The following is a 26,672-nucleotide window of genomic DNA, read 5'->3' as shown; positions in this document are numbered from 1 at the left end:
AAACCCCTTACTCGTTTGAGTAGGGGGCTTTTTTATTTAACTCTTAATGTATCACCGGGGTACAGCATAAAGTTGTTAGGATCGATACCATTAAGTTCATATAGTTTCTCAACGGATATCCCAACACGTGCAGCTATTTGATCAAGTCCTTCACCAGATTGCACTGTGGTGTATTCCTCAACAGGTTGAGCAGGAGCAGTATAACTATAGCTTGGTTGTGTTTGTTCCTCACTACTAACCGGAACTTCTACAACTTGGGTACTTTCTTCTGAATAAGCAGCCACACTTTCGGAAGAATAAACTTCAGATTCTGTAGAATTAGAAGCGAAAGGTGACTCGGTTAATTCCAAGGAAGCTGCATCTGTATATTGTGCAACTAGATCTTTGGAAAGTTGTCCATTAAATTGCATTAGAACTAGATTATCTTCATCAACTGCTGTGTAAGAGAATAGCATTGCAGAATCTTTTCCCAGATCGTCGTAATACTGTTTAGTGGCTTTTAAGTCATCCAAATTGTCAAAAGTTAGCAGCCGAGCATTACGCTGGTCATTTTCATTATCCGTTTCAACCAAAGAAAATATTTTGGCGCTTGTAGCTGACATAGGTGCAATGCCAAAGTCTTCTTTGGTCATATCTCGTGGATTGTATACGACTAGTGATTGTTGTGTAAATGTCTCAATAATATCGTCTAGATCTGTAGCTGCTGATTCAGATGATACGGTTGTTTCTTCTGTAGATGATGAGCTTGTCTCAACTGCTTCTTTTTTCGTATAGGGCTTCAAAACCAATTTTTCTGCATCTGAATCATCGTCATTCTTTTTTTCATCGGGAGTAAAGATTATATTCTCATCCTCTTTGGAGACAGTGTAATAAACATTCGCATCTTCATCATCTGTATCTTGAATTTTGATAGAATCTTTATCTAAAACATACTCAAGCTTATAACTCATCTGATCTATGATTTGTTTGGCTAAATCCTCACCCAATTGTTCCCACTCATCTTTAGCAGTAGATGCCATGCTATCAGTATCAACAGTTACAGACATTACATGATCAGAAAAAGATATGATCATATTCGGATCATCTTCCTTCGAAGATTCAGCAAGCCAATCATGTGTCTTCAAGTCTTCTGTGGTGATTTTTTGGCCACAAGCAGTCAGCAACAAAAATGTAAATAAAACACAAATTCCCACACTAACTTTTTTCATTTTTATCCCCCTAACTTATTTGAAAATATCCCATATACTAAACGTTGTTTTTCTATAAATCTTTGCTTTAGTTGCTTTGATTGGTGATTTAGCAAACCCCATACCTTTTTTGCCATAGCCGGGCACTAGTGCTTTTTTCACCTTTCTTTTGGCTTTCCCCGTAGTTCTAGCTTTTAAACTCTTTTTTATACTTGGTTTTCTCAAGCCAACTTTCATTTTTACCCTCTTTTCATATTTTTATTCTATTGTATCAAAAAAGCCCTATCATAAGATAGAACTTTTTGTGGTAGTCATAATAATCATGCTCGAAAACATTTTAACAATCATTTTAAAATGTTATGACCTATAACTGAGTTATTCTTCATTGCTTCAAATTCAATCATAATCTTTGTTTTTCCTATCACTGTATATTTGCGGACAACAAATTGTTTTCTACTATTATATTCACCAGCAACCACGATACTCATTCCTTCGTCTACATCAGCCAAAAAGTTTAAGCTGTGTGCTGCAATTAAACAATTCACTCCATCAAGCGAGAAACGCACTAAAGGGATTTTCGCCATCTTCAACACACGTATCTTCGATACAGTACCTTTCAATGATTTCATATTGATCGCCTCCATAAGACTGAACATAATACCGACTATCATTCATACCTAAAACTACACCAACATAAAATTGGATACATTTACTGCCAAATAGACACTCTTGTGATTCTGAGATAGAAAGAGGAAACTCTGATAAAAATTCTGAATAGGTAAGGTAACCTAGTTCGTATTGGGCAATAGTATTCACAGAACATCAAACCATTTCTTCTCATAGTAAAATTCTATATTTCTGATTTCCTCGTATTCGATCAGCGTTGTATCAATATAGATACCCAACTCATTGTGGCCAGAAAGAAACCCAATCACATCTGGCATAAATTTGTCCATCTGGGTGTAGTTAAGTTGCACAGCAAGTTTTTCCCTTTTCAAAAGGGCCTCTTGCAGAAAAACTCCGATTTCTTCTTCATCCATTTCTTTTTTTGGTGGACAGTTATATGCTAACTCTTTATTTACACGATCTATATCCGCTACATGTTCCGATAAGAAAAAGCCCATCCATTTTAATTTTTTACGATCCTCATAAGGTTTAATCATTCCCATAATTATCACTCCTTACGAAAATTATACGAACGTTTGTTCTCTTTGTAAAGCGAACAAGAATATAAAAAAATAGATTTTCGAAAGCTGCTTTCATTTTCTTCGCCAATATTCCGCCCATCCGATAAGTAACAATACATATTCTTAGTGAAGTATAGGTATTGAGTAGAATATAGGAAATTGATGAATCCAATTAAATCAATGACGAACAGGGAACGAGAAGGAAAAATAAATACTGTTAAATAACGCGATGATATAAGAGGCCTTCATGGCCGTTCTGAAAATGGATGAGGATGAACCGAAGAAGTAACATTTTTAAGATTAGTTCTTATTAAATCAATATTTTCGTGTGGCTGATAAAGTGTGATTTAGTCATTTAAAAAAGTTTAAACTAGCATACGGTTGTCACAGAATAAAAACATTGTCAAAAATGGAATATTTTTCCTTGAAGGTTTTTTAACCATCAGTGTATGATGAAAGCATCTCAAGAAGAGGTGCTTTTTTCGTATCTGAAAATATAAGTGGTGACTTACTTAAAGCTTTAAGGACGAGGTTATGCGGATACAGGAGGAAGTGTGTATAGTGAGTTTTATACGCCACTTGTACCAAAAGGGTATGAATGCTTGAAATCCATCAAACAAGTCGCACAATCAAAAGAAAAATGACAGAGGATTATTCTTTACAGTATGCTAAAGAGAATAAAAAAGTATTAATTTTTTCTATTACTGAGGGGAAAGAAGTAGAGGAAGAAAAGACTGCCATTTTTATGACCGGAAGTCCTGGTGCTGGAAAGACTGAGGCTGCACAAACTTTGATGGCATTGAATGATAATCTTTGTGTAATCGATGCTGATAAATTTCGTGAACTATTTCCAGGCTATGTCGGGAATAATTCAGATGAATTTCAACGAAGATCAGCACTTTTGATACACAAGGCTTCTTACCAGCAACAGGTGGCATCGGGATCATCATTTTCCTAGTTTTAGGTTCATTGACGATGGGTGGAACAATCTACTGGTTGAAAAAAGCCTAACTAAACAGTAAAGGAGGGAAGGCACGGTGAAAAAAAAGACGACTAGTAAGATGTCCAAACAAAAGAAGAAACAAGTGGTCGCAAGTGTCATTTTCTTGATTGGTTTCGCCATTTTCACGTATCCCTTTTACCAGAATGCCTTCTCTCAATAATTTGATCAACAAATCATTCGTCAATTTCAAAAAAAAGTGCCGCTCAGCATGAAGCAGAACTCGCTGAACTGAAAGCAGAGATGGCCGCAGAAAATGTACGGAAACAAGCGGAAGCTGATTTATTGGCAAAAGAATTGGTCGCTGCAGAAGCACTTTTAGCTACTGCAGCGGAATCGAGTGCTGCTGAATCTCAAGACTACTTTGTCAAACATACATTAGGGGTCTTGACGATTCCAGCAATCAATGGAGAAATGCCGATCTATGATCAGGGAACTGAAGCATTTCTCAGTAAAGGGGCTTCTTTACTTATCGGATCCTCTTTACCTGTTGGCGGCGAAAGCACCCATGCCGTGATCATGGCTCATCGAGGAATGCCTGAGGCGGAATTGTTTTTGAAGCTCCCACAGGTCAAAGAAGGTGATCTCTTTTTCATTGAGATCAACGGTGATACTTTAGCTTATGAAGTCGAGCAGATCAAAATCATCGAACCGACAGATATCCAAGATTTGTTGATTGTCCCAGATGAAGATTATGTGACGTTGATGACTTGTACACCTTATATGGTCAACTCTCATCGCTATCTGGTCAGAGGGAAGCGCACAACCTATTTAGAAGAACATGCACAGTTAAAAGACACAGTTCGATGGAAAACTTGGTTGAAAATCATCGGAACGATCGTCGGGATCCTCGCTATAGCGGGTGTAGTTGTTTTTTGGCTCAACCGAAAACAAAGAACCCCGCAAGGAAGCACCAAACAAAACCACAGGTACGTTGGTAAGACATTCCCCAATGTCAAATAGAAAAAAGGTCAAGCGCGGCACTTAAACTGCCCAACTTGACCTTTTTATTTTATAATAATGCTTTTAACTGATCTGAAAGAGCGATACTGGCAAGACTATCGTTGAATGGCATCAATGGGTGTTCGATCTGGCCTTTTAATAAAGCTTTTGTGACGGCTTCGATTTCAGAATGAAAATCATCCACATCATAGCCAATATCATAAACAGTTTCCTGACCATCTTTAGTCAACACAAACATTTCCGGGCGATGGAAATTCGGAATCGTGATGTATCCTGTTGTGCCAACGATTTCGGCGGTGGTGTCTTTGGTCGTATCAAAGCCGGTTTCAATGAAGGCCTCAAACTGATCGTTGTAGAATCGGGCGTAGACATAGGTGTCGACACCGTTCTCTAAAATCGTGCGATCCAAAACTTCAGCAGATAATTGATTTGATGGTGCGAAGTCTTGAATAAATGCCAGATTATAGATACCCATGTCTAACAAGGCACCGCCTTGTTCAGGCAGATAATGATAGGAGGCATGTTCTTGCGGCAAGTCACGACGAAATGTCGTAGAGACGCGTTTGATTTCACCAATCAGGCCTTCTGCGATCAAGGCTGTCAATTTGCGATAGGCTGGTGTGAAGCGTGGTTTCATGGCTTCCATAAAGAAGACCTGTTCTGCCAACGCTTTTTCCTTCACTGCGTGCATTTCTTGCGCCGTCATGGTAGCTGGTTTTTCACATAAAACAGCTTTTTTGGCTGTCAGCGCCTTGATGATCCATTCATAGTGATAAAGATGCGGTAGTGCAATATAAACGACATCAATCGTTGGATCATCCATCAAGTCTTGATAATCATCAAAGGCCTTTGCACAGGGGAACTTTTCCCTAAAAGCATTGGCTTTCTCCATGGTTCTACAAGCGACCCCATATAACTGTGCATTTTCAACATGTGTTAAACTTTCAGCAAAGCGTGCAGCAATATTGCCCGCCCCAATAATTCCCCAATTGATCATCATCATTCTCCTTTATTCTTCCCGCGGATATTCAGAGAGAATACCCAACTCTAATATTTCTTGTTTTCTGCGTAATTCAACGATATTTTTTTGATATTCTTTGGCATACATGATGGCAAATAAGGCATCTAGAATATATTCAAAGGCCACTTGCGAAGAAAATGTGCCGACTTTCAAGAAATCCAATTCATCATGAGAAGCTACGATGGCATGAGTGGCCAATTTGTTGATTTTCGCTTTCGGATTGCCTGTGATCACGATTGAAGGGACACCCACTTCAGCCATCAGTTTCAAGATCTTTTGATACTGGGCATTCTTGCCGCGATACGTGATAAAAATCGCGCAATCATTGGGACACAGATTTGCGGCATTCCATGCATCGTCGCCATACTCATCGGCGACGATCAAATATTTATTGATCTTGACCAGTTTATTTTGAAAACTGCGGGCGCGAATCTGGGAATCCCCCAATGCAAAAAGAAAGACTCTTTGGGCTTGCTCAATCAGTTGTGCCGTCTGTTCCATTTCAACACTATCAATTTGTGCGTGGGTCTTATGAATGGTATTAATCGTCAAGTCTGCCATTTTCTTTAGGATATCTGTGGTTGGATCCGTTGAAGCGAAGGGAAAATTGGCGTCGACAAAGCGCGGATGAAACATTTGGTTGTGCGCCATTTCCGCAATTCCTAAGCGAAAGTTTTTGAAGCCATCGTAGCCCATTTTTTTCGCTAATCGAATGACAGATGAGTGTGACGTATAGGTATGTTTGGCTATTTTTTCGACATTTAGCGAAGGAATATCCGTCAAATTTTGCAGAATATAATCAGCGATCCTTTTTTCCGTATCGGTCAATCCATCTTGCAATCGTAATTTATCGATCAGTAACATCTAACCACCTCACTTCTATGATAGCTTACTTCAGTGCAAATCAGAAGCAGAATTTGTTTTTGCAATGAAATTCTGGTCAAAATGTTCAGACTTTTTCGTGTTTTTTTAAATAGCCTGTTCAAATCAACCCGATCATCGAGAAACCCTTTTCATTTTGACGAATATAACCAATAATGAGGGCATCAAAAGATTTGGAGGGACTTACATGTTAACAATTGCTTACATTGGCAATGGGAAAAGTGCCAATCGCTATCATTTACCTTTTTCTACGAAACTGAAAGACAAGATCAACGTCAAAACGATTTATTCTCCTGTAGAAGAAAAGAATTGGGCTAGGATCGAAGGGGTCAATTATACGACGGATATCAATGACATTTATGGCGATCCGGAGATCCAGCTAGTCGTGATCTCTACTCCCAGTCATTTACACTATCCCCTTGGGAAAGAGGTGTTGCTGCACGGTAAGAATGCATTGATCGAGAAGCCCTTTGCGGAAACATCGGCGCAAGCCAAAGAATTGTTTGCGCTAGCCAAAGAAAAAGGGTTATTGGTGCAGTGTTATCAAAATCGCCGCTTTGATTCTGATTTTCTTACGGTTCAAAAAGTCATTGAAAGTGGCGTGCTTGGGGACTTGATCGAAGTGGAAATGCACTACGATTATTTCCGCCCAGAAGTACCTCGTTCAGTCCAAGCGTTTTCTTTGAATACGAGTTATTTATATGGACATGCCTGCCACACACTCGATCAAGTCATTTCGTATTTTGGCCGGCCAGATGATGTCCATTATGAAGTACGGCAATTATTAGGAAAGAACCGCATGAACGATTATTTTGATTTGGATTTGTTTTATGGCCGCTTAAAAGTGTCTGTCAAGTCTAGTTATTTCCGCTTGAAAGAACGTCCTAGCTTTGTCGTGTATGGTGAAAATGGTGTCTTTGTCAAAGAAACCAAAGACCGCCAGGAAGAGCACCTTAAAGCATTCCATATGCCTGACAATACTGATTTCGGTATCGATTTGCCGCAGCATTATGGCATATTGACGTATATCGATCAAAATGGCGATTATCATGAAGAAAAAGTCATTTCTGAAGTTGGGGATTACAGTCGAGTGTATGAAGGGTTATACGAATCGATCATCAATGGCAAAGACAAGATCGTCAAAGATGAAGAAACGATTTTGCAAATCGAGATGTTGGAAACAGGTATTCAGCAAATTCAAAAAGGATAAGGGAACTATGCATTAGTAAAAACCGCGGACAAATTGGCTTATGATGCAGAATTGGAGAATGAGCGTCTAGAGGAACAAGAAAAAATCAATACACAATTTGCCGAAGAAGGCATTGTAGAAAAAGGATGATTTGATGGATTTTAATGAACTACTGGAACAAGAACGCCGCTTGCATTTCACGTATTTTGATAACGATTTGGCGTTGCGGATCGCTTCTGAAATCAATGATTATGTCACAAAAACTTATCCAAAACCAGTAGGCATAAAAATCTCACATCGTGGATTACCCATTCTTAGATTTTTGATGAATGGGCGTAAAGAAAGTCCTTGGTTGGAAAGAAAAGAAGCAACTGTATTAGACAGTGGTCACAGTTCGCTTTATACCTTTTATCAAAAAGCGCAAAACCCGCTTTTTGCGCAATGGGAACAGGATAGCCGTTATGCCGTTTGCGGCGGCGGCTTTCCGATTGTCGAAAATGGGGAAGTGACGGGTACGATCTGTGTGTCCGGTTTGGATCACATGGAAGATCATTTGATCATTGTCCATGTATTAACGAAACTATTAACAGAACAACTGGGGGAAGCAATATGAAATTAGCTATATTTGGTGCAGGTATGATCGTTCATGATTTTATGACTTTTGTGCATGAACTGCCAGAAATCGAACTAACCGCTATCTTAGGCACAGAATTAGATTTGCCTGGGATGGCCTCTTTGCAGGAAGCACATGGCATCAAGAAAATCTACACTGATTTAACGGAATGTTTGGCTGATGACGAAATCGATACAGTCTATGTCGCACTACCGAATCATTTGCATTATACTTTCGCAAAAGCCGCTTTGCTGCAAGGTAAACACGTGATTTGCGAAAAACCGTTTACCTTGAAAAAAAGCGAGTTGCTGGAACTTGCTGCGATCGCCAAAGAAAAACAGGTGATTTTGATCGAAGCGATCACCAATCAATATCTAGCCAACTATAAAGCCATTCAAGAACAGCTGACTTCTTTAGGTGCGTTGAAACTGATTGAGTGCAACTACTCGCAATATTCTTCTCGCTACGATTTGTTCAAAGAAGGAACAGTACTGCCAGCCTTTAATCCGAAAATGGGTGGTGGGGCATTGATGGATATCAATATTTATAACATCCACTTTGTGATTGGCCTGTTAGGTGCACCCAAAGAAGTTCGTTACTTTGCAAATATTGAACGTGGGATCGATACAGCAGGTGTGCTAGTATTAGACTATAAAGAAACGAAAGTCGTCTGTATCGGTGCCAAAGACTCGACGGCGACGATTCGCTCGACGATTCAAGGGACAAAAGGGTCAATTATCGTGAACGGCCCAACCAATGTGTTGGACAGTTATGCGTATGAGGCGTTGAAAACACCTTCAGTTACATTGGATCATAAAGTCAATCAACATCGGATGTATGAGGAATTCAAAAAATTCCAACAGGTGATTGCAGAAAATGATCAAGCCTTTGCGGAAGATCGCATGGCACATAGTCAGCGGGTGATGGATGTCGTTGAGGCAGCACTCGCAGATGCGCAGATTACTTTAGGATAGGAGCGACAAAAAATGGTACAAGAAAATTTCCTCTGGGGCGGCGCGTTGGCCGCCCATCAGTTTGAAGGTGGTTGGAACGCCGATGGCAAAGGACCCAGTGTGATCGATGTGATGACTGCAGGTGCCCATGGTGTGCCGCGGAAAAACACGGAAACGATCGAACCAGATACGTTTTATCCCAACCATGAAGCCATTGATTTTTACCATCATTATAAAGAAGATATCGCGTTATTTGCTGAGATGGACTTGAAATGTTTGCGGACTTCTATTGCTTGGAGCCGTATTTTTCCAAATGGTGAAGAAGAGCCAAATGAAGCTGGATTGGCTTTTTATGACAAGGTTTTTGATGAATTATTCGCGCATGGTATCGAACCAGTCATTACGTTGTCCCACTTTGAAATGCCCCTGCATTTGGCACAAGCCTATGGCGGGTTTCGCAATCGCAAAGTCATTGAATTTTTTGCTCGTTTTGCAGAAACGGTCTTTACGCGTTTCAAAGACAAAGTCACCTATTGGATGACCTTCAATGAAATCAACAATCAAATGGATACTGACAATCCTTTGTTTCTATGGACCAATTCTGGTGTCAAAGTCGCTGAAGGAGAAAATCCGCGGGAAGTGATGTTTCAAGTTGCCCATCATGAATTGGTTGCCAGTGCGAAAGCTGTCATCATCGGTAAAAAGATCAACCCTGACTTTCAGATTGGCTGTATGATCTCTCATGTACCGATTTATCCATTTTCATGTGATCCAGCAGATATCATGGCTGCACAAGAAGCGATGCATCAACGCTTTTTCTTCTCTGATGTACATGTCCGCGGCACATACCCTAGCTATGCGCTAAAGGAATTTGCCCGTGAAGGCTATGACATTCAAATGGATCCAACAGATGCCGCTGTTTTGCGTCAGGGGACAGTGGACTATGTTGGTTTTAGTTATTATATGTCTACAGTGGTGAAACATGGTGTCAGCAATCAAGCTTCTGACAAGGTCAATGGCGGCTTGGCGAATTCAGTTGAGAATCCTTATATTCAATCTAGTGATTGGGGATGGTCGATCGATCCTACTGGTTTGCGCTATACATTGAACCATTTATACGAACGCTATCAACTGCCGTTATTTATCGTAGAAAATGGCTTTGGGGCCATTGATCAACCGGAAACAGATGGGACGATCCATGATCAAGAACGAATCAACTATCTGCGGGCCCACATCGAAGCATGGCAAAAAGCTGTGGACTATGATGGCGTTGATTTAATAGGGTATACACCTTGGGGCATCATTGACCTTGTATCATTCACAACAGGCGAGATGAAAAAACGCTACGGTATGATTTATGTAGATCGTGATAATGCCGGACACGGTACAATGGCCCGCAGCAAAAAAGATTCTTTCGACTGGTACCAGCGGGTCATCGCCACAAATGGCGAATCATTAGACTAAATTCGTAGAAGGTAGAGGTGCATCATGAAAAAAGTATTGATCATTGGCGGAACGGGTACGATTTCATTGCCAATTACCAAAAAATTAGCTGAAAATCCAGACAACCAAGTCTATGTCTTGAATCGCGGCAACAAAAATGACGTGCTGCCGGAATCGATCCATATGCTTCGAGGTGACATCACAAATACAGACGCAATGGCGCAGCTGCTTGCAGACCACTCTTTCGATTGTGTGATCAACTTTATCATATGGAACGCCAAAGATGCAGAGGACAATATCGCCTTATTCACCGGAAAAACAAAGCAATTTGTCTTTATCAGCACCGTTGCTGTCTTAAATCATGAAGCCACCTGTTTGATCAATGAAGCCACACCGATCGGCAATCGGTATTCTCCCTATGGACAAAATAAAGCTGCTGCTGAGGCACGTTTTTTGGCGGCTTATGACACAGATGGCTTTCCAGTGACGATCATTCGGCCAACGCAAACCTATTCGAAAGATCGGATTCCCCTCAGTATCAAAGGCAAAAATTGCTGGGGTGTCGTTCAGCGCATGATCGAGGGCAAAGAAGTTATCATTCATGGTGAAGGGCAGTCGCTGTGGGCAAGTACCCATGCGGAGGATTTTGCGGAAGGATTTGTTCCCATCGTAGAACAGCAAGCCTTCATTGGCGAGATTTGCCAAATCATGAATCCTGCAAGTCATACATGGGATATGCTGTACCAAAGATTGGCAGATTTATTAGGTGTTGCGTATCGGCCGGTGTATATACCCACGGATCTCTTGCGTCATGCCGCAGATTACGATTTTGACCAATCGATTCAAGGGGACAAACGTTGGGCCAATCTCTTCGATATCAGCCGATTGAAGACGGTCGTTCCTGATTTTTCTCCACAGATTTCCTTAGAAGAGGGATTGAAGCGTTATTTGGCTTACATGACAGATCATCCAGAATTAAAACAATCTGATGCACATTTTGATCAATGGTGCGATCAAGTAATTACCGAATATCGCGGTATTCAGAAAGATTTTCTGACAAAATTGACATTGATTGAAGAAAAACTAAGCTAACACCAGAAGACGTCAAGTATGTGGCGTCTTTTTTTGTATGTCCTCTCTCAGCACAGAAGTGAATAGGCGAGGTGTCAGCGAATCCTTTGTTGTCTGAACGTATATTCGATATACTGAGAATAGAGGATGATTTGACCAACAATCAAAAGGAGTGGTGAGATGAAAACATATGATGTCGTAGTTATCGGGGCAGGACCGGCTGGATTGGCTGTTGCGTACCCATTACGGGCAGAGGGAAAGAAAGTCGCCATCATTGAACATGATTTGTGGGGTGGTACGTGTCCAAATCGAGGCTGTGATCCGAAGAAATTGCTGATGCGTGGCGTTGAAGTCATAAAAGCGGCAGAAGTGATGGCTGATTCCGGGGTCTCTGGTCAATTGACGCTCGATTGGCCGCAACTTCTTGCGTTCAAAAAAAACTACACAGACGGCGTGCCAAAAAGCACCAAAGAAGGGCTGGATCAAGAGGCAATCGCTACGTATTACGGACAAGCATCCTTTGTTGATGCCCACACAGTTGCCATCGATCAAGTACAAATCCGTGGCGAAAACATTGTTTTGGCTACTGGGCAACGACCAGCTGTTTTGGATATACCGGGAAAAAACTTTATCCGCTCTAGTACGGATTTTTTAGCACTGGAAGAGATGCCTGAAGAGATTGTTTTTATTGGGGGTGGCTATATTACCTTTGAACTGGCCGTCATCGCGCAGGCTGCAGGTGCCAAAGTCCATATTCTTCATCATAACGAGCAGCCTTTAAAAGGATTCGATCCAGACTTGGTACAAGACTTGATGGGCTATCTTGCCGGACAAGGGATGATGTTTCATTTAAATACTGCACCTAAAGAAATAAAAAAAGAAGGCAATCACTTTGTAGTTGAAACGGATCATGGCAGCGTTAGTGGTGCGTTGGTAATTGGTGCCACTGGCCGCATACCGAATCTTGAATCTTTAGCGCTAAAAAACACAGCGATTGCCTATGATTCTCATGGTCTCTTGGTTGATGATCATTTGCGGACAAAAGAGCCCCATATCTATGCAATCGGCGATGTCTTGTCTAAAAAACAGCCCAAGTTGACCCCTGTCGCTAGTTTTGAAGCGGCATATGTCGCAGCTTCTTTGTTGGGAAGTCAGGAAGCAATTGACTATCCAGTGATCCCCACCGTAGTATTTGGTCACTTAAAATTGGCCCGAATTGGCGTCAGCGAAGCCGTATTACAAGAAAACAGCGAGGCTTACCATAGTGAAGTCATTGATCTGTCCACGTGGTATACCTACCGCAGAATCAATGACTCGCAAGCAAAAATAAAATTGGTTTATGACAAAGAGGACAACCTTGTCGCAGTGACGATTCTAGCAACGATCGCTGATGAAGTGATCAATGATTTTGTTTATCATTTGGGGTTGAACATCAACTCAAGTCAATTAAAGAAAATCATTTTCGCGTATCCGACCCCTTCAAGTGATCTGACTTCTCTGATTTAGAAAGGGAACAAATGGTTATAGATTGAGGATCAACCAATCCAGATTTTTGGATTGGTTTTTTTATGAATGAGATGCAAAGAATTTAAACTGTCTTGGCGTAATAAATAGACAAAAAAAGTCCATACTAGTTTCCGCTAGTACAGACCCAATTATTATGTCATGTTTAAACTAGCACAAGAACCTTAAATCAAACTTAAATAACAACAGTTTTAAAACTTTAGTTATTTAAATATTTTTTTAAATTTGAAAAATCGCTATATAAATACTCTTAAAAACGGTTGTTAAAGATAATTATATACACTTTTATGTTATACTATTCTCGAAAAGGATGTTTTTATAAATCTGAAACAATTTGTGAAGGAAGTGACAACATGCAAGAAGAACATAAAGTCAAAAGGATGGATCGACTACTTGATACGGTTGAACGGTTTGGCAATAAAGTCCCGCATCCGGCAATCATTTTCCTTATATTGATCGCAGCTGTGATTGGCTTATCTGCTGTTTTTCAATTGACGGGTGCTTCGGCAGTTCTGGAATCGATCGATCCAGATACCCATCAAGTGACGGAATCGGTTGTTGCCGTGGAGAGTCTTTTAGGAGTTGACGGTATTCGATTTATGTTAACTTCTGTTGTGCAAAACTTAATGAGTTTTCAAGCACTAGGGGTTACCTTGGTGGCGATGATTGGCGTAGGATTTGCGGAAGAAATCGGGTTGATTGCCTCTTTGATCCATAAACTAGTGAAAGTCGTGCCCAATCGATTATTGACGGCCATCCTAGTCTTTCTAGGTGTATTGTCAAGTATCGCTTCTGACGCAGGTTATTTGGTTTTGATTCCTTTGGGTGCAGCAGTCTTCTACAAAGTTGGGCGACATCCGATTGCCGGCTTATCTGCTGCTTTCGCAGGTGTTGCTGCAGGATTCGGTGTGAATATTTTGATTACGCCGATCGATGGCATGTTGACAGAGATTGCGAATGATGCGGTACAGATCGTTGATCCTACTTACCATATCGATTTAATGGCAAATATTTATTTTTAGATTGCTTCAACGATTCTAGTCGTGATCGTCTGTACATTGATTAACGAGAAATTGATCGAACCTCGATTAGGGACGTACGATCGAAGTCAATTTGACGGCAATTTAGAGGAACAACCCGATGACCGTCGAGGATTACGCTTTGCGCTTTACGGCTTTACAGCGGTCGTTGTGTTGATCATGGCGATTACGCTGCCTTCTGGTGCGCCTTTGCGTCATGCTGAAACCAATCAGATCATCGGTTCAACCCCATTCATGGATAGTTTGATTGCTATCATCATGCTGCTTTTCTTGATCCCGTCGATCTGTTATGGGCTAGGGGTAGGGAAAATCAAGTCGAGTTTGGATGTTGTCAATCCCATTGTGAAAGTCTTCAGCAATCTAAGCGGTATGATCTTTCTTTTGTTGATCATTGCTCAGTTTATTGCTTACTTCAATTTTACAAATATGGGGACTGTCTTGGCGATCAATGCTGCGTCAGTCATTGAAAGCATGCAGCTGGGTGGATTGCCCCTATTGCTTAGTTTTATTTTCTTGATTTTGCTTTTAGATTTTATTCTGGTAGGGGCTGTACCAAAATTTGCCATCTTGACACCGATATTCATCCCGTTGTTGTATCAATTGGGTGTTGCACCAGAGGCTGTGCTGGACGCGTATCGTGTCGCTGATTCCCCAGTTAATATCACATTACACCTCTGATGCCTTACTTTGCCTTGATCGTCACGTTTGCTGCAAGGTACCAGAAAAAGACAGGAGTCGGAACAATCGTAGCTTTGATGCTGCCGCATACAATTGTTTTAACGATTGCTTGGATTATCTTATTCATCATCTTCTATGTATTCAATATCCCGTTGGGGCCTGGAGCAGGCATGTATTTATAAACACAAAAAGGAGAACGCAGCCGCAGCGTTCTCCTTTTCGTTCATTTATACACAAATTTTCGTATCTTAGCGTTTTTTACTTAAAAATCGAATAGCCATAATTAGCAAAACCGCTGATAAAAATAACCCAATCAAATAGTAAACCAACACACGGTAAGGTTCATAGTGACGATAAGTAAAAATCTTGAACATGAAGTAGGCCATTGGTACTGCCGAAAGAAATGTTGGAAAGATTTTTTTGCGCCATCGGATATAAAATGAGCCGATTACAATGAAAACAAAGGCTGGTATCCAAAAGATAAGATGTCCAATAAGTTCGATCTTTCACACCTCCAGTGATATAAAACTAAGCATACGCTTTATTTTTAAAATCAAAGGGTGAAAAAAAGGAAAATCTGATGAATTTGTTATGAAAACAACTAGAGAAAAAGGCTCGATCGTTTAATCAAATAAATAAGTGCTAGCAAGCAGCTCCCAAAGGATACCACCGAAAAAAGCACCAATAAAGTAAAGCATCAGTGTTTGTGGCACAAAAGGGACTTGACTCCAGACAAAAGCAAATAGACAGCCAACGATAAACATATAACTTGAATACATCATCATGCGGATTATCCTCTTAAAAGAATCCGGCATCCAAAAGGTCAATGCGAGAAAGACGATTAAATTGATCAACCTTAATCCATCAAGCGTTGTAAAGGTGCCTTGGAAAAACATTTTGAGGCCATCGACCAAATAGAATAATAGGAATAGAGAGATACACGTAGAAAAAAAATTGCGTTGGATCCGTTTTTTATGCGCCATGATCGAACTCCTTCTCTTTTTCTCTCTATTATACCAAATAATTAACCTTTCAGTATTTAAAAATCCCCATACGTCATTTAGCCAACAATCGTCAAATAGAAAGGTTTTCTTAAAGACTGTGAAAACTTTATACTGTTGATAACAAGGAAAAAAGTAAAGTAAGGAATAAAGAAAGGAGCAAAGAGATGAAAACCATTGTTTTTGCGCCAGCTGTTTTCAATTTAGCTGAAACCACAAGAATGCTCGAAGTAGCCAAACAATTGCAGTACACGTATCATTGTCAGTTCATCGGTTTCTCACAAACCTTTGCCTATTTGATCAAAGCAGCTGGTTTTAGTTATGACCTGCTGAGGCCAACCCTAACAGCGGAGCAAGAAAAACAAATCATGGCACTGGATCAAGGGAAGTCTTTAAAAAATCCTTTTACACAACAAATGGTTGCTCAACGAGTAAAAAGCGAACGCGCTTCTCTGGCAGCCTATCAACCTGAGCTGATCATCACAGGGTCAAACGTGACAATTTTCTTATCTGCAAGAATCAAGCAGATACCCCTAATCTATATCAAGCCTTATGCAGGAAGCAGCGCATTTTGGTCGGATCCAAATGCGCCTTTGCCTTTGTTTATGCGTTATTTTGGCCCTTTGAAGACATCGCTGTGGGCATCGATCCGTCATCTAATCGTCAACAGCACTTGGAAACCTGCAGCCTTTAAAAAGACTGCAGCAGTTTATGGTCTGCAATTGCCCTGCAGGAGTCTAGCACTAATGAATGGCGATCTTAACCTGATCACCACGCCGGCGCTTTTTATCTCATCGAAAGAGTTGCCAGCCCAGGATCACATTGTAGGCCCAATCTTTGCTGAGATTGACGGGTCACTACCCAAAGAGGTGACACAGTTTATCGCTTGTCAAAAAAAGAGGGGGAAAAAAATCATGTATTTGGCGATGGGAAGTTCAGGTGATCCCCAAGTACTGCAAAAAATCATCCACTATTTCGCAGACAAAAAAGAGATTGCCATCATCGCACCGATTAAAAAACTCATGGGACAAAAAACCGAACCTCCGTCAAATCTCCTCATTTGCGATTATCTGCCTACCAATCTTTTAAAAGACTTGATCGATTTTTCCTTGATCCATGGCGGGGAAGGAACCATTCAGACGGCTTGTGCGTCAGGGAAACCCTTTATCGCCATTGGCATGCAATACGAGCAGCGGTGCCATATCGTTGCCTGTGTCAAATATGGGCATGCAGTAGAATTGACGAAGCCTGTAACCAATAAGAAATTAGATCGGGCATTGCAGGCATTGGATGCGGATGCGTATAGCAGAGCAGCAACTTTGCAACAGTCTTTCGATGTTAATGGTGCAGCCAATGCTGCAGCGATGATCCAAGACGTCATCACAAGTAATGAATGGGCACAAGCAACAGATTCTTTTCGAAAAAAATAATTTTTCTATTGACAGACTATTCAGAATCAAGTAACATTGCTAGCAATAAGAGCAAGGCAAGACAAAAGAGAAGTATGTAAGTGCGGTTTTTCAGAGAGCTGGTGGCGGTGAGAATCAGTAAATCAATCTTTCAGAAATGGACTTTTGTGTCGAATGATTGAATGCAGTAGGTTATTCCGGGTACTCCCGTTACAGAGTGAAATCGTTGTTTGACGATGAAGAGATGAAATTTGAGGTGGCACCGTGAGCGATTCGCCCTCATGCAGACAGTTTGTTTGCATGAGGGCTTTTTTTATTATCAATAATTGAATAGTCATTATCATACTAAGAGAAGTACCTGTTGGTTCTTTTGTTACAGAAAGCCAGTCCTGATGAGAATCTGGCACAAAAGAGATAGGGAAATGGCCTTAGCCGATCATGTTTTGAAACCAGAGTAGGAACATGCGGGGATGCCCGTTAACGCAGAAGGTCGTTGTTAGACGACTGATAGAGATGAAACAATATTTTATAGGACTGCATCCAAGTAAAGCTTCCAGTAAAGCATTGTTTCAAATTGAGGTGGTACCGCGATCATTCGCCCTCAAGCAAGTTTTTTTCCGCTTGCTTGAGGGCTTTTTTTATTTTCAATCAGAAAGGATGGACAACCATGTATTTGACTAAAAAAATCACTAGCGATTGTTTGACACCCGTATCGGTGTTCTTGCGGATCCAAGATCGTTATACTTGCTTATTGGAAAGTATCCCACGAGAAGAAGATACCGGTCGATACTCGATCATCGCCTTTGATCCGGTAGCAAAATTGACTTACCAAGAAGGGGTGTTTACAACAGTCGATTTATTGACGCAGACAACAGTTGAAACACCTTGTACTGACCCGCTAAAAGAAATGGAACAGCATGTGCTGCGTCCGCTGCCGCCCATACCGGGTCTTCCAATACAAAGCGGCGCCATCGGGTATGCCGGCTATGATATCGCGGCATGCTACGAAGACATCGGCCATATGCCGCAAGACGAATTAAAGATTCCTGATTTGGCTTTTTTGCTCTTCGAAAGCTTTATCGTGATTGATCATCAACAAGAGACGTTAACGATCATCGTGGAGAACTGTTACAGCCAACGCAGCGAGGCTGAAATGTCCGCCATCTTTGAGAAGACCCAAGCATGCGTACAGCGCCCTCATACTTTAGAAAATCGACCGCCGGCTGAGGAAACACTGCACTTCACAAGTAATATGACCCAGAAACAATATGAAACGATTGTGAACCAAGCCAAAGGGCTGATACGTGCCGGTGATTTATTCCAAGTGGTTCCCTCTCAAAGGCTCAAGACTAAATTTACCCAACCGCCTTTTGATTATTACCGAAAATTGCGGCGCACCAATCCTTCAGCCTATCTCTATTATTTAGATCTTGGAGATGGATTCAAAGTGATTGGCAGCTCACCAGAAAGCCTGATTCGCGTCAAAGGTGACGAAATCATTACGAATCCAATCGCTGGAACCAAAAAACGCGGTCAGACGAAGCAAGAAGACGAAGCATTGGCAGAAGAACTGTTGACGGATGAAAAAGAACGTGCTGAACATTTGATGTTGATTGATCTTGGCAGGAATGACTTAGGCAAAATCGCGGAAATCGGCACGGTCCAAGTGCCTTTATATATGGTTGTGGAAAAATACCGCTATGTGATGCATATTGTTTCTGTTGTGACTGCCCGCCGCCGCAAGCAAGTCACCGCCATGGATGCATTACGCGCAACCTTACCCGCTGGAACCGTCAGTGGCGCTCCAAAAATCAGAGCAATGACGCGAATCTATCAGTGGGAGCCAGTACGTAGAGGTGTATATGCAGGCGCCGTTGGCTATTTTTCCAGAAATGACCAAGCTGATTTTGCCATTGGGATTCGTACATTGGTGGTCAAAGATGGTTATGGTTATGTGCAAGCCGGTGCAGGCGTCGTTTATGATTCAGAACCAACCTCAGAATATCAAGAAACGCTGCATAAAGCGAAAGCCCTGTTGGAGGTGGCAGCAACATGATCCTTTTGATCGATAATTATGATTCTTTTACATTTAATTTAGTCCAGCTATTTCCCAAAGATACGATTCAAGTCATGCGCAATGATGATCCAAGATTGTTCGAAGCAGCAGTAACAGCCACAGGGATCGTGCTATCCCCAGGACCTGGTCGACCAGAGGAGGCTGGCCAAATGATGGAGATCCTGGCAGCCTTCAAAATGAGCAAACCGATTTTAGGTATTTGTCTTGGTCACCAAGCGATCGGTTTGGCTTATGGTGCTTCGGTCATAGGGGCTGCACAAGTGATGCACGGCAAACAATCAGTCGTATCCTATCAAAAGACGGGGATCTTGAAAGGTTTTTCTGGAGAGATGACAGTGATGCGCTATCACTCACTGGTGATCGATCCAGCTACGATGCCCTCGGACTTCGAGGTGTTGGCTGCAGTTGATGATACGATCATGGCCATCCAGCATCGCGAAAAACCGATTATCGGACTACAATTCCATCCGGAATCATTAGGGACGCCCCAAGGTGCCTATTTTATCCATGCATTTCTTGAGCAAACCAAACTCAACCAACAAAACCAACCATTGGAGGGATAAACCATGCCAACAAATCATATCGAAGAGGGCAGGATTCGACTGAATGAGATCCAGCAACAGTTATTTGCTGGTCAAGACTTAACACATCAACAAATGCGTTGTTTTGCGCAAGGGGTGCTCACTGGCACCTATGCAGAAAGTCAATTAGGTGCTGCGTTGATAGCACTGAAATACAAAGGCATTACAGCAGAAGAACTGACCGCACTGGCCCAAATCATGCGGGAACACGCGATAGCGATTCCTTATCAAGGGGAGGCCATGGACAATTGCGGGACTGGCGGAGACCACGCCAATAGTTTCAACATTTCGACGACTACCGCTTTTGTTTTGGCGGCAGGGGGGATCACGATGGCCAAGCATGGCAACCGCAGCGTGTCTAGTCGTTCTGGTAGTGCAGATGTTTTAGCCAGATTAGGTGTCAATATCATGTCGGCACCGGAGCAGATTGCGGATATGTTGTCTTCTATTGGGATTGCCTTCTTATTTGCGCCATCTTTACATCCAGGCATGAAAGCTGTGATGAAAGTCAGGCAAGAGTTAGCTACACCAACGATTTTTAATTTATTGGGTCCACTGATCAATCCAGTCCCACTTACAACACAATTAATGGGCACCTATGCTGGGGAAACCCTTGCAGATACGGCCCAAAGTTTAGCTGCACTAGGGCGCAAGCGAGGGATGGTCATTCACGGTCATCAAGGGATGGATGAAGCCAATTTAGCCGGACCTGTCCAAATCAGCAGCTTTCATGACAACAATGTTGAACATCTCGTTCTTGACCCAAATGAGTATGGCTTTGCGCCTGCACCGATTGCAGCGATCGTTGGCGGAGATGCCACCCGCAATGCGACAATCTTGACCGATGTGTTACAGGCTAAGCCTTCTGTATACTTAGAAACGGTTGTGTTGAATGCCGGATTGGGTTTCTATGCCCATGGATCCGTCAGAACATTTTCAGAAGGGTTTGACTTGGCTAGAGCATGCATTGCTTCTGGCGCTGCCTATGACAAATTACAAGACTTGATCACAGCATCTACTAAAAATATTGCCTAATAAACCAGCAAAGGAGCGCTAAAATGGATTTCTTAACACGTATTTTAACCACGAAAGCCGAAGAAATAGCCAATATGCCTGAGGAACCGCTACTGGATACAAAAAATCGTCCATCCTTGTATCAAACGATACAACAATCCCCAGAGCATATGCATCTGATTGGTGAAGTCAAACGCGCATCTCCATCCAAAGGCGTGATCAATCAGACTGTTGATTGTGTTGCGCAAGCCATCGCCTATCAACAGGCAGGTGTCAGCGGGATTTCTGTCCTGACCGACGAGCAATACTTCAATGGATCGATTGAAGATTTACGCAAAGTCAGTCAAGTTGTGGACATCCCTTTATTGTGCAAAGATTTTATCATCAGCAAAAAACAATTGCTTCGGGCAAAAAATGCAGGGGCAAGTATCGTTTTACTGATCGTTGCGGCGCTATCTGATCACCAACTTGCCAATTTACATTCAGATGCCTATGCGTTAGGACTGGAAGTGCTGGTTGAAGTCCACGATCAGCAAGAGCTGCAACGGGCACTAGCGATAGGTGCCAAGATCATCGGTATCAATAACCGTGATCTGCGGACATTCAATGTGTCCATCGACGTAAGTGTCGCCATGGCACCGAAACAAGCCGATACGATTTTTATTAGTGAATCTGGGTTTCGAACAGACCGTGATGTGGCTCAGGTGGCACGGGATTATCAAGGGATATTGGTGGGGGAAACCTTGATGCGCAGCAGGGATATCGCAGCAACCGTCAAAGAACTGCAGGTGCCTCGCCCATGACAAAAGTGAAGATTTGCGGGTTGACCCAATCCCTTCATGTTGACGCCTCGGTTGCTGCCGGTGCTGACTATCTGGGTTTTGTATTCGCCAAAAGCCGGCGTTTGACCACACCAGAAGCCGTGCAAGCAATCACTCAGCATGTTCCGCCGAATGTCGCAAAGGTCGGTGTTTTTGTCCAGCCGACTTTTAGCGAAATAAAACAGGTGGCGAAGATCGCTGGCTTGACCCATATTCAATTGCATGGACGATTGACAGATTCTGTCCAGCAAGCACTTGTTGTCGGTGCTTTTCAGCAGCTACACCTGTCAGTCATCCAGGCTTTCAATGGAGAAACAGCAACTTTGCAGAAAGAATTGACCCAGTCGCCAGCCGATTTTGTGTTATTGGATGCGCCAGCTGAAGAAACTGTCTACGCTGGAGGGAATGGGCAGACTTTCGATTGGGATACATCTGCTAAGGCAATCACCGTCAGCAAACCCCTATTCATCGCAGGTGGCTTGCATCAAGACAATGTCCAGCAAGCCATCAGCTGTTTTCATCCGTATGCTGTCGATATCTCTAGCGGAGTCGAGACCAATGGACAAAAAGATATCGCTAAAATCACCGCATTTATCAAAAAAGTGAAGGAGCTGTCAATCAATGAAACAACCAACAAATAAAGGCTTTTTCGGACCCTTTGGCGGTCAATTCGTACCAGAGACCTTGATGTTCGCACTACAGCAATTAGAAGCAACCTATCGCGAGGCGCAAGCGGATCCCGTCTTCCAAGCAACTTTGGCAGCATATCTGAAAGAATATGTCGGGCGGGAAACACCGTTATACTTTGCTGAAAATCTGACAAAAGAACTAGGCGGGGCCAAAATTTATCTCAAGAGAGAAGATTTGAACCACACCGGGGCGCATAAAATCAACAATGCGCTAGGACAGGTTTTATTGGCCAAGCGGATGGGGAAGCAGAAAGTAGTCGCAGAAACGGGTGCTGGTCAACATGGCGTCGCTACAGCCACAGCTGCTGCACTTTTCGGTATGGAATGTACGATTTTCATGGGGGCTGTCGATGTCAAACGGCAAGCGTTGAATGTGTTTCGGATGGAGTTATTGGGCGCGAAGGTCATTTCGGTCACATCAGGGAACCATACGTTGAAAGATGCTGTCAATGAAGCCCTACGGTATTGGGTCGCGGCAGTTGAGGATACACATTATGTTATGGGCTCTGTGTTGGGCCCTCATCCTTTCCCAGAAATCGTCCGTGATTTTCAAAGTGTGATTGGCAAGGAAACGCGGCAACAGATTTTGGCTAAAGAAGGCCGCTTGCCTGACTTGGTGATGGCTTGTGTCGGTGGCGGCAGCAATGCCATGGGGATGTTTTATCCATTTGTCAGTGATTTGTCTGTTCAATTAGTCGGTGTTGAAGCAGCTGGCCTAGGGGTTCAGACCGCTGAACATGCAGCGACGTTGACCAAAGGCAGTATAGGGATTCTCCATGGTGCCAGAATGCACTTACTCCAAAATGATGATGGTCAAGTCATTGAGCCCTATTCGATTTCAGCTGGATTAGACTATCCAGGGGTTGGTCCTGAGCATTCCTACTTAAAAGAAATCGAAAGAGCAACCTATCAAGCGATCGATGATCAAGAAGCTGTCGCAGCTTTTTATCGCTTGTCACGTACGGAAGGCATCATTCCGGCATTAGAAAGTGCCCATGCCATCGCGCAAGCCCTTAAAACAGCCCCTCAGATGCGAAAGAAGCAGTTATTAGTCATTTGTTTGTCTGGCAGAGGCGACAAGGATGTGCAACAAATCAAAGAACGTGAAGAAAGGCAGGGAATTTAAGATGGCACGATCATCATTTACCACATATATGTCTCAGCAAGCTGTAGAAAAACCGCTTTTTGTCCCTTATATTATGGCTGGCGCCAATGGATTGTCGAGACTGCAAGCAGAGATCGACTTATTGGTTTCGTACGGTGCGACAGCCATTGAAATCGGTATTCCTTTTTCTGATCCAGTCGCTGATGGACCGATCATCCAGCAAGCTGGTATTCAAGCACGGGCACATGGCACAACGTTCAAAAAGATCATTCAACGTCTGCAGCAGCTAAAAACAGATGTACCTTTGATCCTGATGGGGTATGCCAATTCATTTTTTCATTATGGTTTCCCAACTTTGCTTACGGATCTTGAAGGAACCGCAGTCAAAGCATTGATCATTCCTGATCTGCCTTTTGAGCATCGTGATTTAGTCGCGCCATTGTTGGCGTCAACCGATATCGCTTTGATCACCTTGATTTCTCTTACCAGTCCCATCGCAAGGATCAAAGAACTGACTGAAGAGGCTGAAGGGTTTATTTATGCCGTTACAGTGAACGGCGTGACCGGAAAAGATGCCCAGTTTTCAACTGGTTTGGATGCACATTTACAAGCAGTTGCCCAAATCAGCCCGATTCCAGTATTGGCAGGATTTGGTATCCGTTCTAAGGCTGATGTCGACCGCTTTAGTCGTATCTGCGGCGGCGTAGTGGTCGGATCTGCCATCGTGGCCGCTTTGGATCAGTCTTTGTCTGAAGCCGAAAATGTTCTCAATAAATTACGCACATAGAAAAAAGCGATCTTATATGATCGCTTTTTTCTATGCGTACAAACCAGTCAGCATCAAAATACCTGGGAGCCAGGTTGTAAAGACCCCGCAAAAGATCGCAAAATAGTGGATTGACTTGCCAAAAGCAACATCCATCACAGAATCTAAAAATCCACAGAACCACAACATGCCCCAAATCAACCAAATCAAGGCAAAGACCCAGTCATTTTCCCATTGCCAACTGATCCAGGCAAAAGGAATCGTGTTGATTGCGACGAACAACGCATAGATGCCATAAATCCGCATGTCTAAATCAAAGAGATACAAGATACCCACTAACAGATACGTAAAGGCAAAGAGAAAGCCTGTACCTGCTTCGTAATAAGCCCCTTGAAACATGTAGATGAGGTTGATGATAAATGATAACGAACCAGTACATAAATTGATCAATGATAATGAACGATGATCAACAGACAACAAACTGCCCCATCCATTGATTATTAAAGTGATTCCAACGAAAAATAATCCAATACCTAACATAAATACCCTGCCTTATTCTTTATTTAGAATAACAAAAACAGGGAGGGTTGAAAAGAGTTATAAAATTAAAATCATTTTTATTAAAAAAATTAACTATTTTTGACTTTTTTTACGCTTTAATTTGATAAAATCAATATAATCAAGGATGTCGGCAATTTCTTCTTCGGACATGGCATCATCGACCACACTGATTATTTTCTGTTGTTGTGCATTTAACTCCTCTGGAGAATAATACACCGGCTCTCCAATAAGCAAGGGTAAGGGGACTGAAAGTGCATCTGCAAGTTTTTTGGCGGTATCGATGTGGGCTGTTTTACGCTTGCCGTTTTCAAAACGTGAGATTTGGGCCGCACTGACGCCAGATTTCAACGCCAACTGGTTGACGCCTAGTTGTTTGTCCTCACGGAATTTTTTTAGATTTTCGCCAAAACTCATGTATGTTCCTCGTTTCATTTGCTTGTTAATTTTATGATACGGGCTAAAGAATTGAATTGCGATGAAAACTATGGCCGAAAAGAAAAAACTGTTGTTCACTGGTAATTTCTCCTTTATACTATTACCAAAGGGCAACGTAGGTATCCGAGATACAAGGTAAAGGATCAAATCACACAAAACTATCTTTTAGAAAGGGGACGCTACATGTTACGAAGAGATCGAATTATTGTATTTATTGATAGCTATATGCGAGAACAAGGTTGTTCACCTACTGTCAGAGAAATTTGTGCCAACGAAGGAATCAAGACGACTTCTCTGATTCATCGTCATCTGGTTCGGATGGAAAAAAAGGGACTGATTTATCGCGAGCGCCGCTTCCAATCCCGGGGGCTGCGTTTTACGGATAAAGGACGTGCTTATGTATCAGAAGTCAAGGCACCTGAGTAAGCAACAGCGTAAGTGGACGCGTGAAGCAAGTGCGAAAAATCGTCCTTATGCCAAAATAAAAAAGCCCAGTGGCTTTTTTATTTTGGTGCACGATAACCAGCCGCTTTTGCTTCAGCAATCGTCTTGAACCATTCTTTGGGATTGGTTGTTTCGTCATAGTAGTTTGAACCCGGCAGGTGATAGATCCCGCTTTTCGAGCCTTTGATCAAGCCATTTCCTTGCTGATCGACATAACTGACTTGATCCGCTGAAGGACTGGTATCAGTATTGTCGGAGCTTACAGTTGATTCACTGTTATTCGTCGTAGAAGTCGTCGGGTTTGTTTCGTCAGAAAGGCGGCTAGTACCATCTTGATAGTTGATCGTAACACCGTTTTGGATATTGAAAATATAGATATTGAACTGAATCGTGTCATCCCCAATAGATTGGGCTTGCATGTGTACCCCGCGGGCCACCAATTCATCCCCGCGATAAATAGGTGTAACAGCATAGCGGACATAGTGACTGGCATTTTGTTTCAAATAATGATTGATATCCATTTCAAAACGCAGCATTTCAGGATTGTTCAATTGACTAGTACCTGTGATCAAGTTTTTCCAATTGGCATTTTCGCCAGCCAATGCAAACCCAATCAAATGGGTTCGATTGTATAGATAACTGCCGCTGGGTAACTCTTTGTTATGCCAACCTGTTGGTTTGACACTTGAAATGTCGCCACGTTTTTCTGTAGGCATCAACGATTGATTCAGCATCGCTTCAGCAGCTGTCGCTCGATTAAGGGTGTCTAAATCGCCGTAGCGTGCCCAAGCCCCTTCAGATGTAGACAGTGCTTCTTTTGAAAAGGTCGGTTGATTGTTGTTGACTTCAATCGTCTGGGTGCCCTCATAGGACAATTGCGCCAATTCTGACTCAGCGGCACTGATCGTGGCTTGCGGTTCTTCAGCAGGAGAGAAGAACGTTTGCTGTCCCCAAAGCGCCAAACCAATCAGTCCAATTGCGATCAAACTGTGGATCTTATGTGTCTTTTTTTTCATAT

At 42.4% G+C, this 26,672-nt stretch carries 29 protein-coding genes, 3 pseudogenes and 2 other annotated features; of the genes and pseudogenes, 22 read left to right on the top strand and 10 right to left on the bottom strand.

All coding sequences use genetic code 11. The features are described from left to right. Window positions 1–32: 32 nt before the first annotated feature. From ACYVRS_RS13195 to ACYVRS_RS13180, 4 genes and pseudogenes are all read right to left on the bottom strand, one after another. Window positions 33–191, bottom strand: a pseudogene (locus tag ACYVRS_RS13195) (LysM peptidoglycan-binding domain-containing protein); the annotation flags it as partial. Between the two features lie 1,032 nt (window positions 192–1,223). Continuing rightward, on the bottom strand, window positions 1,224–1,424 hold the full coding sequence (locus tag ACYVRS_RS13190) for a hypothetical protein (protein WP_461203518.1): 201 nt from the start codon (window positions 1,422–1,424) through the stop codon (window positions 1,224–1,226). Window positions 1,425–1,531: 107 nt separating this feature from the next. Further along, on the bottom strand, window positions 1,532–1,816 hold the full coding sequence (locus ACYVRS_RS13185) for a hypothetical protein (RefSeq protein WP_461203517.1): 285 nt from the start codon (window positions 1,814–1,816) through the stop codon (window positions 1,532–1,534). A gap of 183 nt (window positions 1,817–1,999) precedes the next feature. Then, complete coding sequence (locus tag ACYVRS_RS13180; protein ID WP_461203516.1) at window positions 2,000–2,356, bottom strand: hypothetical protein; 357 nt, start codon at window positions 2,354–2,356, stop codon at window positions 2,000–2,002. Window positions 2,357–2,898: 542 nt separating this feature from the next. Here ACYVRS_RS13180 and ACYVRS_RS13175 point away from each other — a divergent pair. From ACYVRS_RS13175 to ACYVRS_RS13155, 5 genes and pseudogenes are all read left to right on the top strand, one after another. Further along, a pseudogene (locus ACYVRS_RS13175) lies at window positions 2,899–3,018 on the top strand (cell division protein FtsK); the annotation flags it as partial. Beyond that, entirely contained in the window at window positions 2,973–3,332 is a 360-nt protein-coding gene (locus ACYVRS_RS13170; protein ID WP_461197546.1) for a zeta toxin family protein, read from the top strand. The pseudogene ACYVRS_RS13175 and the gene ACYVRS_RS13170, both read left to right, overlap by 46 nt. Continuing rightward, on the top strand, window positions 3,311–3,385 hold the full coding sequence (locus ACYVRS_RS13165; RefSeq protein WP_461197924.1) for a hypothetical protein: 75 nt from the start codon (window positions 3,311–3,313) through the stop codon (window positions 3,383–3,385). Before ACYVRS_RS13170 ends, ACYVRS_RS13165 begins: the two co-directional genes overlap by 22 nt. A 26-nt stretch (window positions 3,386–3,411) precedes the next feature. Next, complete coding sequence (locus tag ACYVRS_RS13160) at window positions 3,412–3,537, top strand: hypothetical protein (protein ID WP_461203515.1); 126 nt, start codon at window positions 3,412–3,414, stop codon at window positions 3,535–3,537. A 23-nt stretch (window positions 3,538–3,560) separates the two neighbouring features. Next, window positions 3,561–4,337, top strand: a complete 777-nt coding sequence (locus tag ACYVRS_RS13155; RefSeq protein WP_461197923.1) for a class C sortase — start codon at window positions 3,561–3,563, stop codon at window positions 4,335–4,337. Window positions 4,338–4,386: 49 nt separating this feature from the next. Here ACYVRS_RS13155 and ACYVRS_RS13150 read toward each other — a convergent pair whose 3' ends face one another. Together ACYVRS_RS13150 and ACYVRS_RS13145 are read right to left on the bottom strand one after the other, a co-directional pair. Further along, a complete protein-coding gene (locus tag ACYVRS_RS13150; RefSeq protein ID WP_313540207.1) occupies window positions 4,387–5,334 on the bottom strand; it encodes a Gfo/Idh/MocA family protein in 948 nt (315 codons plus the stop codon). Window positions 5,335–5,346: 12 nt separating this feature from the next. Then, a complete protein-coding gene (locus tag ACYVRS_RS13145; RefSeq protein ID WP_054115005.1) occupies window positions 5,347–6,222 on the bottom strand; it encodes a MurR/RpiR family transcriptional regulator in 876 nt (291 codons plus the stop codon). A 205-nt stretch (window positions 6,223–6,427) separates the two neighbouring features. Here ACYVRS_RS13145 and ACYVRS_RS13140 point away from each other — a divergent pair, with 205 nt between their 5' ends. The 8 genes and pseudogenes from ACYVRS_RS13140 (at window position 6,428) to ACYVRS_RS13105 (ending at window position 14,933) form a co-directional block, all read left to right on the top strand. Further along, window positions 6,428–7,450, top strand: coding sequence for a Gfo/Idh/MocA family oxidoreductase (locus ACYVRS_RS13140; RefSeq protein WP_461197545.1), 1,023 nt, complete (start codon window positions 6,428–6,430; stop codon window positions 7,448–7,450). A gap of 133 nt (window positions 7,451–7,583) precedes the next feature. Further along, window positions 7,584–8,042: a heme-binding protein gene (locus ACYVRS_RS13135; RefSeq protein WP_313540215.1), complete on the top strand. Its 459-nt coding sequence runs from the start codon at window positions 7,584–7,586 to the stop codon at window positions 8,040–8,042. Beyond that, window positions 8,039–9,016, top strand: coding sequence for a Gfo/Idh/MocA family protein (locus ACYVRS_RS13130; protein WP_461203514.1), 978 nt, complete (start codon window positions 8,039–8,041; stop codon window positions 9,014–9,016). The genes ACYVRS_RS13135 and ACYVRS_RS13130 overlap by 4 nt, the downstream gene beginning before the upstream one ends. 12 nt (window positions 9,017–9,028) lie before the next feature. Then, window positions 9,029–10,459 (top strand): 6-phospho-beta-glucosidase, encoded by a 1,431-nt coding sequence (locus tag ACYVRS_RS13125; protein ID WP_461197544.1) that lies wholly within the window; start codon window positions 9,029–9,031, stop codon window positions 10,457–10,459. 24 nt (window positions 10,460–10,483) lie between these two features. After that, window positions 10,484–11,530 carry an NAD-dependent epimerase/dehydratase family protein gene (locus ACYVRS_RS13120; RefSeq protein WP_461203513.1) on the top strand — a complete coding sequence of 349 codons (1,047 nt, stop codon included), beginning with the start codon at window positions 10,484–10,486 and terminating at the stop codon, window positions 11,528–11,530. A 159-nt stretch (window positions 11,531–11,689) separates the two neighbouring features. Beyond that, window positions 11,690–13,015, top strand: coding sequence for a dihydrolipoyl dehydrogenase family protein (locus tag ACYVRS_RS13115; protein ID WP_461203512.1), 1,326 nt, complete (start codon window positions 11,690–11,692; stop codon window positions 13,013–13,015). Window positions 13,016–13,320: 305 nt separating this feature from the next. After that, a pseudogene (locus tag ACYVRS_RS13110) lies at window positions 13,321–14,751 on the top strand (AbgT family transporter). Then, window positions 14,751–14,933, top strand: a complete 183-nt coding sequence (locus ACYVRS_RS13105; RefSeq protein WP_461203511.1) for an AbgT family transporter — start codon at window positions 14,751–14,753, stop codon at window positions 14,931–14,933. Before ACYVRS_RS13110 ends, ACYVRS_RS13105 begins: the two are co-directional and overlap by 1 nt. A gap of 441 nt (window positions 14,934–15,374) precedes the next feature. On the opposite strand, the gene ACYVRS_RS13100 is transcribed toward ACYVRS_RS13105, so the two are convergent. Beyond that, entirely contained in the window at window positions 15,375–15,734 is a 360-nt protein-coding gene (locus tag ACYVRS_RS13100) for a hypothetical protein (RefSeq protein WP_461197541.1), read from the bottom strand. A 185-nt stretch (window positions 15,735–15,919) separates the two neighbouring features. On the opposite strand from ACYVRS_RS13100, the gene ACYVRS_RS13095 reads away from it, so the two are divergent. From ACYVRS_RS13095 to trpA, 8 genes are all read left to right on the top strand, one after another. Next, window positions 15,920–17,182, top strand: a complete 1,263-nt coding sequence (locus ACYVRS_RS13095; protein ID WP_461203510.1) for a glycosyltransferase — start codon at window positions 15,920–15,922, stop codon at window positions 17,180–17,182. Window positions 17,183–17,232: 50 nt separating this feature from the next. After that, window positions 17,233–17,445 (top strand) — a binding site (T-box leader). Window positions 17,446–17,495: 50 nt separating this feature from the next. Then, window positions 17,496–17,767 (top strand) — a binding site (T-box leader). 61 nt (window positions 17,768–17,828) lie between these two features. Continuing rightward, window positions 17,829–19,217, top strand: a complete 1,389-nt coding sequence (gene trpE, locus ACYVRS_RS13090; protein ID WP_461203509.1) for an anthranilate synthase component I — start codon at window positions 17,829–17,831, stop codon at window positions 19,215–19,217. After that, entirely contained in the window at window positions 19,214–19,801 is a 588-nt protein-coding gene (locus ACYVRS_RS13085) for an anthranilate synthase component II (RefSeq protein ID WP_461197538.1), read from the top strand. Before trpE ends, ACYVRS_RS13085 begins: the two co-directional genes overlap by 4 nt. 3 nt (window positions 19,802–19,804) lie before the next feature. Further along, on the top strand, window positions 19,805–20,854 hold the full coding sequence (gene trpD, locus ACYVRS_RS13080) for an anthranilate phosphoribosyltransferase (RefSeq protein WP_461203508.1): 1,050 nt from the start codon (window positions 19,805–19,807) through the stop codon (window positions 20,852–20,854). Window positions 20,855–20,877: 23 nt separating this feature from the next. Beyond that, the gene (trpC, locus tag ACYVRS_RS13075) at window positions 20,878–21,636 is read left to right on the top strand and encodes an indole-3-glycerol phosphate synthase TrpC (RefSeq protein WP_313539874.1); all 759 of its coding nucleotides are present in this window, start codon (window positions 20,878–20,880) and stop codon (window positions 21,634–21,636) included. Beyond that, window positions 21,633–22,295 (top strand): phosphoribosylanthranilate isomerase, encoded by a 663-nt coding sequence (locus tag ACYVRS_RS13070; protein ID WP_313539871.1) that lies wholly within the window; start codon window positions 21,633–21,635, stop codon window positions 22,293–22,295. Before trpC ends, ACYVRS_RS13070 begins: the two co-directional genes overlap by 4 nt. Next, window positions 22,276–23,469 carry a tryptophan synthase subunit beta gene (trpB, locus tag ACYVRS_RS13065; RefSeq protein ID WP_461203507.1) on the top strand — a complete coding sequence of 398 codons (1,194 nt, stop codon included), beginning with the start codon at window positions 22,276–22,278 and terminating at the stop codon, window positions 23,467–23,469. Before ACYVRS_RS13070 ends, trpB begins: the two co-directional genes overlap by 20 nt. A gap of 1 nt (window position 23,470) precedes the next feature. Next, window positions 23,471–24,235, top strand: coding sequence for a tryptophan synthase subunit alpha (gene trpA, locus ACYVRS_RS13060; RefSeq protein WP_461203506.1), 765 nt, complete (start codon window positions 23,471–23,473; stop codon window positions 24,233–24,235). Window positions 24,236–24,265: 30 nt separating this feature from the next. Here the strand turns inward: trpA and ACYVRS_RS13055 are convergent, their stop codons facing one another. Both ACYVRS_RS13055 and ACYVRS_RS13050 read right to left on the bottom strand, forming a co-directional pair. Next, window positions 24,266–24,754 (bottom strand): AmiS/UreI family transporter, encoded by a 489-nt coding sequence (locus ACYVRS_RS13055; RefSeq protein ID WP_461197533.1) that lies wholly within the window; start codon window positions 24,752–24,754, stop codon window positions 24,266–24,268. Between the two features lie 93 nt (window positions 24,755–24,847). Continuing rightward, complete coding sequence (locus ACYVRS_RS13050) at window positions 24,848–25,189, bottom strand: helix-turn-helix domain-containing protein (protein ID WP_054114987.1); 342 nt, start codon at window positions 25,187–25,189, stop codon at window positions 24,848–24,850. A gap of 204 nt (window positions 25,190–25,393) precedes the next feature. On the opposite strand from ACYVRS_RS13050, the gene ACYVRS_RS13045 reads away from it, so the two are divergent. Then, entirely contained in the window at window positions 25,394–25,636 is a 243-nt protein-coding gene (locus tag ACYVRS_RS13045) for a LexA family protein (protein ID WP_461203505.1), read from the top strand. 77 nt (window positions 25,637–25,713) lie between these two features. Here ACYVRS_RS13045 and ACYVRS_RS13040 read toward each other — a convergent pair whose 3' ends face one another. Further along, window positions 25,714–26,670: a DNA/RNA non-specific endonuclease gene (locus ACYVRS_RS13040; protein ID WP_461203504.1), complete on the bottom strand. Its 957-nt coding sequence runs from the start codon at window positions 26,668–26,670 to the stop codon at window positions 25,714–25,716. Between the last annotated feature and the right edge of the window lie 2 nt (window positions 26,671–26,672).

This window comes from Enterococcus salsurae (genome assembly GCF_054784955.1).
This window is presented reverse-complemented; position numbering and strand designations above follow the sequence as displayed.